The organism is Pseudomonas sp. EGD-AK9, assembly GCF_000465935.2.
In the GTDB taxonomy this organism is placed as follows: Bacteria; Pseudomonadota; Gammaproteobacteria; order Pseudomonadales; family Pseudomonadaceae; genus Aquipseudomonas.
Genome location: NZ_AVOF01000613.1, coordinates 1 through 1,121, shown reverse-complemented (window position 1 = coordinate 1,121; position 1,121 = coordinate 1). Strand labels below are relative to the sequence as shown.

Annotated in this window: 1 protein-coding gene and 1 pseudogene; one reads left to right on the top strand and one right to left on the bottom strand. The window is 68.9% G+C overall.

The features are described 5' to 3' along the window. The coding region (locus N878_RS21640) for a pitrilysin family protein (RefSeq protein ID WP_021445620.1) at window positions 1–815 on the bottom strand (815 nt) is incomplete at its 3' end. 142 nt (window positions 816–957) lie between these two features. On the opposite strand from N878_RS21640, the pseudogene N878_RS29680 reads away from it, so the two are divergent. Beyond that, a pseudogene (locus N878_RS29680) lies at window positions 958–1,121 on the top strand (signal recognition particle-docking protein FtsY); the annotation flags it as partial.

Below are 1,121 nucleotides of genomic sequence, written 5' to 3'. Positions count from 1 at the left end.
ATCAGCAGGCTCGGCAGCTGGGTCTTCAGATGCAGGGTGGTGCGCCGCTCGCCGGCGGCCGGCAGTTCCAGCGGCAGCTTGGCGCTGGGCACCGCGCGGCGCTCGATGGCGCCGAAATAGCGTTCGGCGAGAATCTTCACCTCGGCGGCGCTGACGTCGCCGACCACCACCAGGGTGGCGTTGTTCGGCGCGTACCACTGTCGATACCAGGCGCGCAGCTCGTCGATCTGCATGCGCTCGAGGTCGGCCATCCAGCCGATGGTGGGGATGCTGTAGCCGCTGGCCGGATAGGCCATGGCCTTGAAGCGCTCAAAAGCCAGCGAGGAGGGACGGTCGTCGGTGCGCAGGCGGCGCTCCTCCTTGATCACCTCGATCTCCTTGGCGAACTCCGCGGCCGGCAACTGCAGGCTGGCCAGGCGGTCGGCCTCCAGCTCCAGGGCGACGCCCAGGCGGTCGCGCGCCAGCACCTGGTAGTAGGCGGTGTAGTCGTCGCTGGTGAAGGCGTTCTCCTCGGCGCCCAGTTCGCGCAGGATGCGCGAGGCTTCGCCGGGGCCGAGCTTGCGGCTGCCCTTGAACATCATGTGCTCGAGGGCGTGGGACAGGCCGGTGGAGCCGGCGGTCTCGTAGCTGGAGCCGACCTTGTACCAGAGCTGGCTGACCACCACCGGGGCGCGGTGATCCTCGCGGACTATGACCTTGAGGCCGTTGTCCAGGCTGAATTCATGGGTCGGTTGCAGGGCGGCGGCCAGCGCCGTCAGGGGCACGCAGAGGGCGCCGAACAGCAGGCCGAGGGAGCGGCGGGCAATGGCATTCATCGAGAGTCTGACCTGTCGGATGGCCTGGGCGGTCGTACCGCCGGCGGGCGAAGAGGTGCTAGGATACCCCATCCTTTTCCGGGGCGGCGCAGCCGGGCGTATCAGGCTGTAAGCGACCGCCCCCTTGAGATGCAAGCGACCCATGTTTGGTTCCAATGACGACAAGAAGTCGCCGGCCGCGGCCGGCGCGCAGACCCCGCCTGTGACCGAAGAAAAGAAATCCCTGTTCGGCTGGCTGCGCAAGAAGCCGGCCGAGTCCGCCGCGCCCGCCGCCGAGGCGCCCTCGAGCGCGCCGGACGCGGTGTC